We start from the raw sequence: 13,604 nt of genomic DNA, 5'->3' as shown, positions 1-13,604 counted from the left end.
CTTCAGCCTGGGCACGTTCACCAACGAGGAGTGGGCCGCGCCCAACCAGAACCCCGCGTTGTTCGCCCCCACGGCCGTGGACTGTGCCCAGTGGGCCGCCGCCGCGGCCGCGGCGAAGATGAGCTACGGCATCCTGACCACCAAGCACCACGATGGCTTCGCGCTGTGGCCGAGCGCCTACGGCACCCAGAACGTAGCGAACAGCTCCTACAAGCAGGACGTGGTGAAGGCGTACTGCGACGCCTTCCGTGCGAAGGGGCTCAGGGTCGCGTTCTACTACTCGATCTGGGACCGCACCTTCGGCGTCGAGGCGTGGGAGAGCCGGCACAAGGTGTCCGGCCTGGAGATCACGGACGCCATCCAGCCCGCCGACATGACCTTCATACTCGGTCAGATCACCGAACTGCTCACCAACTACGGCACCATCGACATGTTCATCACCGACGGCTACGCATGGCAGATGGGCCAGCAGGCCGTCTCCTACCAGCGCATCCGCGAGCACGTGAAGTCGCTCCAGCCGGACATCGTCATGATCGACCACGGTGCCCTGTCGGTGCCGTGGCTCGGCGACGCGATCTACTTCGAGGAGCCGCTGGGCGTCACGGCGCCGGCCGGGAACACCTACGCCGCCACACAGGGGCAGACCATCAGCAACGGCTGGTTCTGGCACCCCTCCACCCCGACCGAGGGCCTCATGAGTAAGGAGGCGATCCTGTCGCACCTTGCGGACCTTGAGCCGAAGTACACCTCGTTCATCCTCAACTGCCCGCCCAACCGCAACGGCAGGCTGGACACCAACATCGTCAACCGGCTCGCCGAGGTCGGAGCGGCCTGGAGCCCCGACACCTCCAGGCCCCCACTGCCCGCGCAGCCACCGCGCGCCGAGCACCCCGTGACACCCGTCAGTGCCTACGCGACCGGGTTCCGCGACCGCGAGGGACCGCTGAACGCCATCGACGGGCTGAGCGACAGGAACTACGAGACCTGCTGGTCGACGTGGGGACTGCCCAACGCCCTACCGCACTCGATCACGATCGACCTGGGCGGGGTGTGGAGCAACGTCTCCACTCTGGAGTACCTGCCCAAACAATGGGGCCGCAGCGACTCGACCGACGGTGACATCACCTCGTACACCATCTCCACCAGCACCGACGGCACGAACTTCACCCAGGTCGCGACCGGCACCTGGGCCGGCAACCGTGCCCCCAAGGTGGCCGAGTGGTCGGCCCGGAACGTGGGCTTCGTACGGATCCAGGCCAACGCGGCCACCGGCGGCTACGCCAACATGGGCGGCGTCCACATCGGCGGCCGGACGGCCAAGCCGGCACTGGTGTCCACCACGCTGCCCGGAGACGGCACCACCTACCGGCTGGTGGCCCGGCACAGCGGCAAGGTCGCCGACGTGAAGGGCAATGGCACGACGAACAACACCCCCGTGCTGCAGTGGCCGTGGCTGGGCAAGGCGAACCAGAAGTGGACCTTCACCAGCACCGGCGACGGCTACTACAAGATCAAGGGTGTGGGCAGCGGCAAGCTCATGGAGGTGTCGGGTCTCTCCCGTGCGGACGGCGGCAGCGTCGGCATCTGGTCGGACGACGCAGTCCCCCAGCAGCACTGGGCCGTCACACCCACCGGTGACGGCCACTACTTCCTCATCAACCGCTACAGCGGTCTCTGCCTCGCCGTCGACGAGGGCAGCACCGCCGACGGAGCCGCCATCGAACAGCAGCCGTACGCGTCACTGACGCGCCAGCAGTGGCAGATCATCGCCCTGTGACCACCCCGACGGCGGGCGTCGAGTACATCGACGCCCCCCGTCGGCGCTGAGGCGCGGCCGCGGGATGTTCCCGGCGGGCGGGTGCCGCACCGTCACTCCGGTCGACGATCGGGATCGACATCGGGATCGGGATCGGTTTCTGTGGGGCGGAAGCACGCCGTCACGGTCTTGCCCTGCCGCTGGCACCTGATTCCCCACTCGTCGGCGAGCTTCCGCACGATGGCCACTCCGCGGCCGGAGACCTCGCCCGGCTCTGCTTCGCGCTGGCGTGGCAGCGTCGGGTCCTCGTCGTGGACACTCACATGGAGGCAGTCGCCGTCCCAAGTGAGGACCAGGTGTGCGTCGCTGTGCGCGTGGACGTGCGCATTGGTGATCAGCTCGGACACCGCCAGCACGATGGCGTCCACGGTGTGCGGCTCGGCGGCGGCCCAGGCCAGGGACTCCAGACGCCTGCGTGTCCACTCCCGCCCCGCGCGTACTCCCTTGGACATGGGGAACGAGTGCGCCCACCCCATCGCCTTCACCGCCACGGCTCCGACTCCTTCCCCTTCAGCCAACCCGGCACGTGTAAGCACCGTGTACCCGGCACCCGACGCGACAGGCATGGGACGCCCCGGTCCCACCAGCGGCACAGCACATTGCACACGCCGACCTGCCCGGCCTCATCGCGGCGACGCGCCGCCGGCGAACCCGGCCGGCAGCGCTGCGCCGAACTCCGCCCCTTTGGTCTGAACAGAGACCGGGATCAGGCCGCGGCGAGCTCCCGTTCGCGGTCCGGCGTCTTGACCTTGGGCTTCTTGTTCGGCAGTGAGAGCCGGAAGACCTTGCGCCACGCGGAGAACACCTGCTTGGGCAGCGGCCCGCTGACGTACTCCAGCTCGTACTTCTCGAACAACGCGCGCACCTTCACCGCGACCTCGGCGTACCGGTTGCTCGGCAGGTCCGGGAACAGGTGGTGTTCGATCTGGTGCGACAGGTTGCCGGTCATGAAGTGCATGGCCTTGCTGCCGCTGATGTTCGCCGAGCCCATCATCTGGCGCAGGTACCACTGGCCGCGGGTCTCGCCCTTGATCGACCGGCGCTCGAAGACCTGCACGCCCTCGGGGAAGTGGCCGCACATGATCACCGAGTGGGACCAGATGTTGCGGACCAGGTTGGCGGTGAACGTGGCGGCGAGTGTGGTGAGGAACGAGGGGCCCGACAGCAGGGGGTGGATCACGTAGTCCTTGAGCACCTGCTTGCGGATCTTGCGGCCCACGGCCCTGGCCCGCGCGCGGAACTCCGGATCCTTGCGGCGGCGCTTGCGCAGGTTCTTGCCGAGTTCCAGGTCGTACGCGGCGATGCCGTACTCGAAGAAGCAGGCGTTGATGAAGTTCCACAGAGGCTGGCCGAGGTGGAACGGGTACCACCTCTGGTCCTCGTCGACGCGCATGATGCCGTAGCCGAGGTCGTTGTCCTTGCCGATCACGTTGGTGTACGTGTGGTGCAGCTCGTTGTGCGAGTGCTTCCACTGCTCGGCCGGCGAGACGTGATCCCACTCCCAGGTGGTGGAGTGGATCTTCGGGTCCCGCATCCAGTCCCACTGGCCGTGCAGGATGTTGTGGCCGATCTCCATGTTGTCCATGATCTTCGCCACGGACAGACCGGCGGTGCCGATCAGCCACGCGGGCGGGAAGAACGAGAACAGCAGTACGCCCCGGCTGACCAGCTCGAGCTTGCGCTGCGCCGAGATGACCTTGCGGATGTAGGCGGCGTCCTTCTCACCACGGCTGGCGATCACCTCGTCGCGGATCGCGTCCAGCTCGCGGCCGAGCTCCTCGATCTGCTCCGCGGTCAGGTGGGCGGTGGGGTCGATGGCGGTCAAGGTGCTCCTACCGTTCGATGTCGCAGGGGCCCGCCGCGGCGGACACGCAGGTCTGGATGAGGACGCCCGGCTCGGCCTCGGTGATCTCGCCGGTACGCAGGTCGCGGACGGCGCCCGCCTTGAGCGGCGTGACGCAGCCGAAGCAGATGCCCATGCGGCACCCGGACGGCATGAGCACGCCGGCTTCCTCGCCGACGTTCAGCAACGGCGTGACGCCGTCCGCGTCGACGGTCCTGCCGGTGGTGCTGAACGTGACCTCGCCCCCGCCACCGTCGCCGGTGACGACGACGCTGGGGCGGAAGCGTTCGGTGTGCAGGCGTTCTGCGACGCCGTGCTTGCTCCAGTGCTCCTCGGCGGCGTCGAGCAGGCCCGCGGGCCCGCAGGCCCAGGTCTCGCGCTCGGCCCAGTCGGGCACGAGCTCGTCGAGACGGGCGATGTCGAGCATGCCGTCGGTGTCGGTGTGCAGCTCGGTCAGACGCAGCTTCCTGTCCGCGACCAGGTCGTGCAGATCCTTGCGGAAGATCACGTCGTGGGGCTGTGGCGCGGAGTGGACCATGGCGACGTCGTCGAACTCGGTGTCGCGCAGCATGCCCATCACGGGCGTGATGCCGCTGCCGGCCGTCAGGTAGAGCACCTTGGCGGGCTTGGCCTGTGGCAGCACGAAGTCACCGGTCGCCTGGTCGAGCTGGATCAGCGTGCCCGGTTTCACCCTGCGGACCAGATGGTTGCTGACCTTGCCGTCCGGGATCGCCTTCACGGTGATCGTGACACGGCCGTCCTGGCGGTTCGTCGGCGAGGTGAGCGAGTAGGCACGCCACAGGCGCACCCCGTCGACGTCGACCCCGATCCGCACGTACTGACCTGCTGTGTGGCCGCGCCAGCCCCGTCCCGGCCTGATCACGATGGTCGCGGCGTCAGCCGTCTCGGGGTGCACGGCCTCGATGCGCCCCCGCAGGTCGGCGCCCGCACGCAGCGGGCTGACCAGGTCGAGGTAGTCCGACGGCAGCACCGGCGTCGTGACCATCTCCAGCAGTTTCCACGCCCTACTGCGGAGGGCTGCACTCGTCATGACTCCAGCTTGATGCGCCGCAGGGCGTAAAGTCCTGACCGTAGGACGTGAATCTGGTCGGCGGAATTGTTCGCAGGGAACAAAAGATGAGCCATGCAATCCGGAGGGCCACCGAACTGGCCCTCGATGAGACGACGGTCACCGCACTGCGGGCCGAACTGAGGACCACCGCCGACGAGGTCGTCCAGGCGATCATCGACGAGGTCCCTCCCTACGCCAACGCCCTTTCGGGCAGCATGGGCGGCACCATCCGCCGAGCCGTCCGCACCGCCCTGGGGCACTACCTGGACCTCGCGAGCGGGAACGCCACGGGCGGCGACGCCGGTGACGCGGCCTACGAGCTCGGCCGCGGCGAGGTGCGCGACGGCCGTTCGATGGACGCCCTGCTCAGCGCCTACCGCGTCGGCGCCCGCGTGGCCTGGCGATGCCTGGCCGCGGGCGCCGTACCCGCGGGTCTGCCCGCCGCCGAAGTCGCCAAGTTCGCCGAGCTGACCTTCGCCTACATCGACGAGCTCTCCGCCGCGAGCGCCGCGGGCCACGCCGACGAACTGGCCGCCCGGGGCCGGGCCCATGAGCGCCACCTGGAACAACTGGTCCGCGACCTCCTCTCCGGCGCGAGCCCGGATGTGCTGCTGGCCTCTGCTCAGCGGGCAGGGTGGCAGCCTCCGGTTTCACTGACCGCGGTCCTGCTGCCCGCCGCCGATGCCCGGCCTGCCTACCGTGTCCTCGACCCGAGCACCCTCGTCCTCGACGATCTGCCGGACGCCTTCGGCGTGCTGCTCGTCCCCGATGCCGACCGATCACATCTCCTGAGGCAGCTGACCGACCGCACCGTCGTGGTCGGCCCGGCCCGGCCATGGACTCGTGCGTCCGCCTCGTACGCACGTGCCGTACGCGCGCGCTCCCTCTCCTCCGACATTCGCGACACCGAGGAACATCTGCCCGAGCTGGTGCTGAGCGCCGACATGGACGCGTTCGCAGACCTGCGTGCCCGAGCCCTCGCACCGCTGCGGACCTTGCCCGTCGCGACCGCGCGGCGGCTGGAGGAGACGTTGCGGGCGTGGCTGCTGCACCAGGGCAGGCGGGAGGAGGTGGCGGCGGCGCTGTTCGTCCACCCCCAGACCGTCCGGTACCGGATGTCGCAGCTGAGGGAGCTGTTCCCGGACCTCGCATCGCCGCACCGGGTCCTCGAACTGACGCTGGCGGTCGGCCTTCGGGACAGCTGACAGAAACCTGCGCGTGAAGACCGGCATCCCTGCCGGTGCACCGAAACCGTCCCGTCCCGACGCCGGCCGACCGCTCGGCTCGCGGAACGGCCGCCCAGCCACCCCGCACGAGGTGGGACGTGGACTCGCCGAACCCAAATAGCAAGCATGAACCGCCCCTACGTTGCCACGATGCACCCCATGGATGTCGAGAACCTCAGCGGGCTTCAAGTGGACCGCGCGGAACCATCGGACTGGGCCGCGTTGGCCAAGATCGATTCCGTCGCGGCAGCAGGCGACCACGCACGACGGGACAGCATCCGGCGCTGGTGCGAACAGGGTGTGGTCGTCATGGCCCGAGACTCGTCGGGACCTTTGGGTTACAGCGCGCTCGAGTACAGCTTCTTCGAGCAGGGCTTCATCACCATGCTGATGGTCGCCCCCAGTGCCCGCCGACGGGGTGTGGGCGCACATCTCCTCACGGCCCTCGAGACCATCTGCACCACCGCGAAGCTGTTCACCTCGACCAATGTCTCCAACCACCCCATGCAGCAGCTACTACAACGCGCCGGCTGGCACCCCGTCGGTCTGCTCCACGGCCTCGACGAGGGAGATCCCGAACTCTTCTACCTCTGCCCGAGCACTCGACTCCGCGACGCCACGGTCATCGGAGGTTCAACAACACACTGAGACCCTGCTGGGCGAAGGCGAGAGCGTGCAAAGGTCGGAATCGGGGGCGTGGAGGGTGTTGCGGCGTTGGTGGTGTTCCCTGTCAAGTTCTTCTGTTCAGTCTCCGTGCGCGAGCAAGACTCACCTCGCGTCCGGGACTTGGCCGTGTCTGGCCAGCCTGTCCCTCAAACTGCGGTGCTCGCCGGTTACTGGCGCAGATTGGACTTTCGGCAGTGTCGGACGGCTCCCGATGTCCGTACCGTCGCTGCCGTGGACAGCATGGTGATCAAAAGTGGGACTCCGACCGGGACGGCTGTTTCTCCGCAGACCCTTGCTCCAGGGAGCCTTCTGACAGCGGCCGCGGTGACGGCCGCCGGCCTGAGCATGGTGAACCTGTGGTGGACTGTCCCGACTGCCATCGCTGCGTTCCTGGCCGGACGGTGGCCTGGACGGATGGCGCCCACCGTGCTCGCGCTGGTCGGGCTTCTCGCGGCCGGCGTCGTGGCATTGTCCGTCGCGCCTGCCTGGCTGCCGTTGGCCAGCCGGTTTGTCACAGTGGTGGTCGTCGCCACGATGCTGCCCTGGTTCGCGGGCCGGTTCTGGTGCCAGTATCAGCAGCTTGTCCGGGCCGGTTGGGAGCGTGCAGAACAACTGCAACGCGAACAGGAGCTGGTCGCTGAGCAGGCCCGACTGCGCGAGCGAGCGCGTATCGCGCAGGACATGCATGACGTATTGGGCCATGACCTCAGCCTGATCGCCTTATCGGCGGGTGCCCTGAAACTCGCGCCGGGTCTTGAAGAGCACCATCGAAGGGCCGCAGGTGACATCAGGGCCAAGGCGGCAGGTGCAGTGGAGCGTCTCGGCGAGGTGATCGGTGTCCTGCGCGAAGAGACCGGTGACGTGCCGACGGACCCTAACGGCTCCAGTCTGGCAGGCCTGATCGAAGAGGCCTCCGTGGCCGGCCTCGCGGTGAAGTTGTACACCGACGGCACGGCAGACGATCTGCCACCGGTAGCGGAGCGGGCGATTCATCGCGTCGTGCAGGAAGCGCTGACCAACGTTGCCAAGCACGCGCCCGGCGCGACGGTGACGGTCCAAGTGACGCATACGGCAACGGAATCAAGAGTCGTCGTAGAGAACGGCCCGTCATCATCCGCGGCCAACCTGCAGCCTCGGCCTCGGAGTGGGGGGCGTGGCCTCATCGGTCTCGAAGAACGTGTGCGCTTGGCCGGCGGTTCGGTCGACCATGGTCCGCGCGACGGAGGCTTTGCAGTCGCCGCGTGGATCCCGCACGCACCTGCGTCACAGCCGCCACGGCTCCTCGCTCCCGCGGGCTCCCGGACCGGCGGCCAGTTGCCGCAGGAACATCGCCGTGCTCGGCGCCGCGTCAGCCGGGCCCTGGTCGCTGCGATCATGGTGCCCCTGGTGACAGGAGCGGTGCTGAGCGGAGCACTCATGGGGTGGGAGACGCTGTCGGCGTCCCGGTCGGTCTTGGAACCTGGTGACTATTCCCGCCTGCGCGTAGGGCAAGATCGTTCTGAGGTGGAGCGTTTCCTGCCGGACCGGCAGACGAACTACCGACCGCCAACTGCCGAGCCGACAGGAGACGGCATAACGTGCGAGTACTACGCGATGACGGCCGACCGGTTCGACGACAGGTCCGGCGACGCTTACCGGCTGTGCTTCCGGGACGGCATCCTGATGTCCCTGGACGCGCTCACCCCATGAGTGCTCGATGATCCGGGTGCTGATCGCCGACGACGAGCCGATGATCCGGGCGGGAGTACGCGCCGTTCTTGCCTCGGATCCGGACATGGAGATCGTCGCCGAGGCCGGTGACGGACACGAGGCCGTGGAACTGGTTCGGCGTCACCGCCCTGCGGTAGCCGTACTGGATATCCGTATGCCGGGGCTGAACGGCATCGACGCGGCGGCGGAGATCCGCAGTACCGCGCCCAACACAGGCGTCGTCATGCTGACGACGTTCGGTGAGGACGACTACATCCTGCGAGCACTCGGTGGTGGCGCCACCGGCTTCCTGATCAAATCGGGCGAGCCCGAGGAACTGATCACCGGGGTCCGGGCGGTGGCCGACGGCGCCGCCTATCTGTCACCGAAGGTCGCGTCCCGGGTTGTCGCGCACCTCGCCGCGACGGGCGCGGGCACCCTCGCCGGCCGGCGCTCCGCCGCCCGCGCCCGAGTCGACTCCCTGACCGCCCGGGAACGGGAGGTACTGGCCTTCCTCGGCAGTGGGCTGTCCAACGGGCAGATCGCCCGGCGTCTGCATGTGGTGGAGGGGACCGTGAAAGCCCATGTGAGTTCCATCCTGGCGAGGCTGGGCGTGGACAACCGCGCCGCTGCCGCGGTCGTTGCCCACGAGGCCGGGATCGTTCCTGCGCCATCCCAGACGTGATGCCGCCCGCTGAGCCAGCGGCAGGACCGTGAGCAGTACGGCCACCACCACCGTGGCGCCGAGGATCGCGCCAGCGAGTACATCGTGCGGATAGTGGACCCCCACCAAGACACGCAGCAGCGCAGCGGCCCCGGCCAGCGGCAGCGTGGCTGCGGCAAGGCGCGGCCGAAGCACGACCATGCCGACGGCCATCCCGGCGGCCAGGGTGGCGTGGTTGCTCGGGAAGGACCAGTCTCCCGCGCCAGGGCATTCCGCGATGAGGTCGGCCCCCGTGCGCAGCGCGCGGCAAGGTCGCTCCTCGTCCACCACCAGCTTCACTGCTTCACTCACCGCGTAGGCCGCGACGGTGCCGAAACCGGTCACCACCGATCCGGCGGCCCCTCGTAGATCTTTGCGGCGGACTGCTGTCCACCATGTCCAGGCCAGCAACATTCCGAGAAGCACCAGAGTGCCCTCTGTGGCTAATTCCAGGAGCGGGCCCAGCCACGACGGCGCATCTGCCACCGTCCGAGTCACCGACCGGTACGCGGACGCCGATGCTCCCCCAGTGACCTGGACGGCACCGGCTTCACCCAGCCCACCCGGGGAAAGCCAGACGACCGCTCCCGCCCCCATACCCAAGACGCCCAAAGCGCCAAGCAGCCGGCCAGCTCTGATCTTCTCTCGTGGTTCTTGTTCCATGGGCCTGAACGTAGAAGCGGGGACAGCCAGGAACCCGAGCCGAACGGCAACAGCGACCCCTGCCGATCGTCAGGGTTGACGGGTAAGGAAACCCTCGCCGTCCCAGCCCGACCCACTACAGCCGATCGTGTGGATGACCCAGGGCCTGCTGGTGAGACGGGAGCAGACCCTGCGGCTTCAGCCCCGTCAGGTTGTGGATTCCGGAAACGGGATGACGTTGTCCGAGACAAGAGCCCGTTCTGCTTGCCCGTCGTTCTCTTGAGTGCGCACGGCACTCGCGATGGCGAGCCTGGTCACCTGCTGGCGAAGTTCATCGACCTCGGCCTTCTGGTCGGCGATGGTCCTCTTCAGCTTGGTGACTGTTTCCCGGAGCCGTTTCTCGACTTCCGGGACCTGTGGTGTCTCAATGCTGACGCGCTCATGGAACCCGCTTTTCAGGTCGACGTGTCGTTTGAGCAGGGCCAGGCGGTGGACGCCAGCCTCGACGGCGAGGGAGACCGCGGTGAAGCTGCCGTTGGAGGCGGTGGCCTGTCCGGCCAGGAGCCGGTCCATGGCCCCGCGGATGCGGGCGCGCTCGTCGGCGCGTTCGCGCAGGAGACGCGCGTGGGTGTCGGTGCGGACAGTGTTGCCGCAGCCGGGCTGGCAGGGGTACTGATGCGGCGCCTTCCCTGCGTGCGTCGGGGCCGGAGACCTTCTCGCCGGCCGCGACGCGGGCGTGTAACCGGGCGGCGGTGTCGGCGGCGGCCAGGGCCGTTTCGACGTCGAGGATGGTGTGGACGCCGCGCCTGCTGCGGGTGAAGCGGGCGGGGAACTCGATGCCGGATCCGAACCGCTGGCAGGAGTACTTCGAGAACCTCTACCACCTGGTCCGTGAGTTCCCGGCGGACCAGGCCCGTGCGCGGACGGAACTGTGGAGGCTCCCAAGCCCATGATGTGTTGTCACCCTCCGCCGGAGTGAGCACGAGCTCCTTGAAAGGCCCCGCCGGATCATGACGCGCCCAGGCGGGGCCTTACCGAGGAAGCGGCGAGAAGTCTGCTGCGACGCCACCCGTCAGCCTTGCGCTTGATGACGGTGAACGGGCAAACGTCTTCGCCACGTGAACTCGGTTCACTGAGCCGCCGCGCCAGTCGTGTTTCGGCTACCCGGCTCGGCACACGCCGGCGCACGCGCCGCGGAGTACGAGGTGGCGGCCACCGTACTCCGCGGGCATGATCGCCAAGGCGTCAGGGCCTCATCTCGTACGCCCCCGAAAGCGCCTCCACGCGCTGCCAGACCCGCTCCGAACGCGCCCCGTCGACGACCGGGCGCCGGACCGCGCCGAGCGCCCAGAGTTGCTGTTCCTCGGTCGCGGAGTCCTTGCCGTGCAGTTCGACGGCGTGGGCGGAGAAGTCGCGCACGAGCACGGCGAACAACTCGTCGAGCACGTCCTCGTCGAGGTCCGACAGGGCTGCCTGCTCCAGGACCAGCTGCCCGTGGACGACGAGCGCGAAGAGCTGCCCGACGGAGAGGAGCAGGTCGAGATCCCGGCTCTGCTTCTCGTCGGGCGCGGCCTTGAGCACGAACTCACAGAGCGCGTCGGCCTGTTCGCGGAACCGGGCGACGTTGGGCAGGTGGGCGTACGTGTCGAAGGCCGGCCGCCAGTCGTGGAAGCGCACCGAGCCGAGACCCCGGGCCGGCCCCTGCCGGAAGAGGAAGACGTCGTCGGCCGCGTCGAGCCGGGTGGGGACGGGCTCGTACGCCACCGGGTCGAGGAGGTGGTTGCGCATGAACTTGAGGATCAGCGCCAGGTTGACGTGGACGGTGCCCTCCAGCTTCGGCAGGCCGCGGATCTCGACGGCGGCCTGGGCGAAGTAGTTGTCCTTCTCGAAGCCCTTGGCGGCGATGACGTCCCACATCAGGTCGATGACCTTCTCGCCCTCGGTGGTCACCTTCATCTTCGTCATCGGGTTGAAGAGGAGGTAGCGGCGGTCGTCGGGGCCCGCGGTGCGGAAGTAGTCGACGGCCCGGTCGCTGAACAGCTTCATCCCGACGAGCCGGACGTACGCGTCGGTCAACTCCCGCCGCACGTGCGGGAAGGCGGTGACGGGACGGCCGTAGAGTATGCGGTTCTGCGCGTGGGTGACGGCCTCGTACATCGCGTGCTCGCAGATGCCGATCGAGGCGGTGCAGAGGTTGAACTTGCCGACGTTGACGGTGTTGAGGGCGGCGTCGAAGGCGGCGCGGCCGGTGTGCAGGACGTCGTCCGGGGCGACGGGGTAGTCCTCGAGGCGGAACTCGCTGACGAACTTCGAGGAGTCGACGACATTCTTGACCAGGTGGTACGCCGGGTGGCGGCTGTCGGCGGCGAAGAAGACGTAGCCGTCGGGGCCCTCGATGTCGGTGCGGCGGCCGAAGACCGAGACGAGCCCGGCGGCGTTGCCGTTGCCGATGTAGTACTTGGAGCCGGTGGCCCGGAAACCGCCCGTGCCGTCCGGCTCCAGGAGCATGTCGGTGGAGTAGATGTCGGCGCCGTGCGCCTTCTCGGACAGACCGAAGGCGAACACCTCGCCCTGGGAGAGCAGTTCGGCGGCGCGGGCACGGGCGGCGGGGTTGTCGCTCTGCCAGACCGGCCCGAGTCCGAGGATGGTGACCTGCCAGGCGTACCAGTAGTCGAGGCCGTAGAAGCCGAGTATCTCGTTGAGGGCGGCGATGCGGGCGGTGTCCCAGCGCTTGTCGCCCTCGCCCTCCGCGGCGGCGGAGGCGGGCGTGAGGAACGTCGCGAACAGCCCTTCCTCGGCGGCGAAGGCGAGGAAGTCGCCGAGCCAGGCACGAGTCCGGTAGTCCTCGATCAGTCGGCGCTTGCCTCGTTCCTCGAACCAGTCGACGGTGGCGCGCAGCAGCCTGCGGGTCTCCGGGTCGAAGTGCGCGGGGTCGTAGGTCCGCGGGTTGAAGAGCAGCGCGTCGGTCATGAGTGCCGCCTTTCGGTTGAGGGATGAGGGTGAGACGAACGCATGTCCCGGGTCATGTCTGGGATACGTTCTGGGGGCACGTTCTGGGATTGCGTTCTGGGGCCGGCTCGGCCGGTCAGTGACCGGGGGCGAAGCCGGCGAGGGTGGCGAGGACGTCGTCGAGCCAGGCGATCATCATGCGCTCGTACGCGATGCCGCCGCGCAGTACGACGTGCTGGAGTTCCCGTTCGGCGTCGATCGGGCCGTCCGCCGGAGGGTCCCCGAAGTCGCGGGCCGCGCCCGCGAGGTAGTGGTCCAGGCGGTCCGTGTGCGTCTGCCGGTGTCGCTCGACCTCACTGATCAGGACGGCCGGGTCGTCGAAGGCGGCGCCGCGGATCTTCACCGCGAGGTCGTGCCGGACGCTGTCGGGCTCGGTCGGCTCGTGGAGCCACGCGGAGAGCGCGTCCCGTCCGGGCCCTGCCACGGAGTACTCCTTCTTGTCCGGGCGCCCGTACTGCGGGACCTCGCGGACGTCGACCCAGCCGTCGCTCTCCATCCGCTTGAGTACGCGGTAGATCTGCTGGTGGGTGGCGGTCCAGAAGTACCCGATGGACCGCTCGAACCGCCGGGCCAGCTCATAGCCGGAGCCCGGCTTCTCCAGCAGGGAGACGAGGATTGCGTGCTCGAGCGCCATGCGCACGATCTTGCTATGCACCTCGTTGCATAGCAACGCCGTGGCGGTGAGACACCGCTCACCCGGTGCGGTCACATGGACCAGTGGCAGGCCTGTTCTGCGCCAGGGGCATGCGGTGTCGGACGAGGTGCGGGTGCTTCTGGGCGAAGCTAATAGCAAGATCGTGCGCATGGCGCTCGAGCACGCAATCCTCGTCTCCCTGCTGGAGAAGCCGGGCTCCGGCTATGAGCTGGCCCGGCGGTTCGAGCGGTCCATCGGGTACTTCTGGACCGCCACCCACCAGCAGATCTACCGCGTACTCAAG

13 protein-coding genes and 1 pseudogene are annotated in these 13,604 nt (G+C 68.4%); 7 read left to right on the top strand and 7 right to left on the bottom strand.

What is annotated here, in order from left to right:
* Positions 1-1,777 (top strand): alpha-L-fucosidase (locus AOK23_RS10800; protein ID WP_055712526.1); only part of this gene is annotated, 1,777 nt, incomplete at its 5' end.
* Positions 1,778-1,869: 92 nt separating this feature from the next.
* Here the strand turns inward: AOK23_RS10800 and AOK23_RS10795 are convergent.
* The 3 genes from AOK23_RS10795 to AOK23_RS10785 form a co-directional block, all read right to left on the bottom strand.
* On the bottom strand, positions 1,870-2,307 hold the full coding sequence (locus tag AOK23_RS10795) for an ATP-binding protein (protein WP_206336179.1): 438 nt from the start codon (positions 2,305-2,307) through the stop codon (positions 1,870-1,872).
* Between the two features lie 215 nt (positions 2,308-2,522).
* Positions 2,523-3,641: a fatty acid desaturase family protein gene (locus AOK23_RS10790; protein WP_055712525.1), complete on the bottom strand. Its 1,119-nt coding sequence runs from the start codon at positions 3,639-3,641 to the stop codon at positions 2,523-2,525.
* Positions 3,642-3,648: 7 nt separating this feature from the next.
* Positions 3,649-4,710: a ferredoxin reductase gene (locus AOK23_RS10785; RefSeq protein WP_055712524.1), complete on the bottom strand. Its 1,062-nt coding sequence runs from the start codon at positions 4,708-4,710 to the stop codon at positions 3,649-3,651.
* Between the two features lie 86 nt (positions 4,711-4,796).
* Between AOK23_RS10785 and AOK23_RS10780 the strand changes: the two genes are divergently transcribed.
* From AOK23_RS10780 to AOK23_RS10765, 4 genes are all read left to right on the top strand, one after another.
* Entirely contained in the window at positions 4,797-5,936 is a 1,140-nt protein-coding gene (locus AOK23_RS10780) for a PucR family transcriptional regulator (RefSeq protein ID WP_055712523.1), read from the top strand.
* A gap of 180 nt (positions 5,937-6,116) precedes the next feature.
* Positions 6,117-6,605: a GNAT family N-acetyltransferase gene (locus AOK23_RS10775; RefSeq protein WP_055712528.1), complete on the top strand. Its 489-nt coding sequence runs from the start codon at positions 6,117-6,119 to the stop codon at positions 6,603-6,605.
* 258 nt (positions 6,606-6,863) lie between these two features.
* Complete coding sequence (locus AOK23_RS10770) at positions 6,864-8,312, top strand: sensor histidine kinase (RefSeq protein ID WP_079049404.1); 1,449 nt, start codon at positions 6,864-6,866, stop codon at positions 8,310-8,312.
* A 7-nt stretch (positions 8,313-8,319) separates the two neighbouring features.
* Positions 8,320-8,997 (top strand): response regulator, encoded by a 678-nt coding sequence (locus AOK23_RS10765; RefSeq protein WP_055712522.1) that lies wholly within the window; start codon positions 8,320-8,322, stop codon positions 8,995-8,997.
* On the opposite strand, the pseudogene AOK23_RS51870 reads toward AOK23_RS10765, so the two are convergent.
* Together AOK23_RS51870 and AOK23_RS10760 are read right to left on the bottom strand one after the other, a co-directional pair.
* Positions 8,989-9,678: pseudogene (locus AOK23_RS51870) on the bottom strand (phosphatase PAP2 family protein); the annotation flags it as partial. The gene AOK23_RS10765 and the pseudogene AOK23_RS51870 sit on opposite strands and share 9 nt — an antisense overlap.
* Positions 9,679-9,864: 186 nt before the next feature.
* Positions 9,865-10,230, bottom strand: coding sequence for a hypothetical protein (locus tag AOK23_RS10760; protein ID WP_055712521.1), 366 nt, complete (start codon positions 10,228-10,230; stop codon positions 9,865-9,867).
* A gap of 215 nt (positions 10,231-10,445) precedes the next feature.
* Here AOK23_RS10760 and AOK23_RS48815 point away from each other — a divergent pair, with 215 nt between their 5' ends.
* Complete coding sequence (locus tag AOK23_RS48815) at positions 10,446-10,610, top strand: hypothetical protein (protein WP_157877993.1); 165 nt, start codon at positions 10,446-10,448, stop codon at positions 10,608-10,610.
* Positions 10,611-10,902: 292 nt separating this feature from the next.
* On the opposite strand, the gene AOK23_RS10755 is transcribed toward AOK23_RS48815, so the two are convergent.
* Positions 10,903-12,627 carry an acyl-CoA dehydrogenase family protein gene (locus AOK23_RS10755; RefSeq protein WP_055712520.1) on the bottom strand — a complete coding sequence of 575 codons (1,725 nt, stop codon included), beginning with the start codon at positions 12,625-12,627 and terminating at the stop codon, positions 10,903-10,905.
* A 115-nt stretch (positions 12,628-12,742) separates the two neighbouring features.
* Positions 12,743-13,300, bottom strand: coding sequence for a PadR family transcriptional regulator (locus tag AOK23_RS10750; RefSeq protein ID WP_055712519.1), 558 nt, complete (start codon positions 13,298-13,300; stop codon positions 12,743-12,745).
* 169 nt (positions 13,301-13,469) lie between these two features.
* Between AOK23_RS10750 and AOK23_RS10745 the strand changes: the two genes are divergently transcribed.
* Positions 13,470-13,604: PadR family transcriptional regulator (locus AOK23_RS10745; protein WP_169800288.1), on the top strand; the 135-nt coding region annotated here is incomplete at its 3' end.

It is taken from the genome of Streptomyces torulosus (genome assembly GCF_001419765.1).
GTDB classification, from domain to species: Bacteria; Actinomycetota; Actinomycetes; order Streptomycetales; family Streptomycetaceae; genus Streptomyces; species Streptomyces torulosus.
Note: the sequence above shows the minus strand (reverse complement) of the source record. Positions and strands in the feature narration are given on the sequence as shown.